Consider the following 327-nt stretch of genomic DNA (forward strand, 5'->3'; position numbering starts at 1 on the left):
CGCAGATGCCTTTGGGCCGGCCGGTGGTGCCCGAGCTGTAGAGGATCCAGCCTGTCGGGTTGTCGTCGAGGGTCTTCACGCTCTCGAAGTGGCCCCAGTCTGTCTCCTGCGGCGCCACGGTCTGGCGCTCGGTGTCGATCACCCAGTCGGGCGCGGCATGTTGCAGCACTTCGGCGATGCGGGCTTCGGGGGTGCCGCGTTCCAGCGCCAGATAGGTGGTACGGGTCAGGAAGCAGGCGGCGAGGAAGGCTTGCAGCTGGCGACCGGTCGCCCCGACGATCAGCGCCCGTCGCACGCCATGCCGGTTCAGTTGCGCGGCGTAGCCGG

General features: G+C 69.1%; 1 protein-coding gene. It reads right to left on the bottom strand.

The annotated features are described in order from the left end of the window. The coding region (locus PZA18_RS24470) for an acyl-CoA synthetase family protein (protein WP_284103491.1) at positions 1-327 on the bottom strand (327 nt) is incomplete at both ends.

Origin of the sequence: Parachitinimonas caeni (genome assembly GCF_030129945.1) — a bacterium.
GTDB classification, from domain to species: Bacteria; Pseudomonadota; Gammaproteobacteria; order Burkholderiales; family Chitinimonadaceae; genus Parachitinimonas; species Parachitinimonas caeni.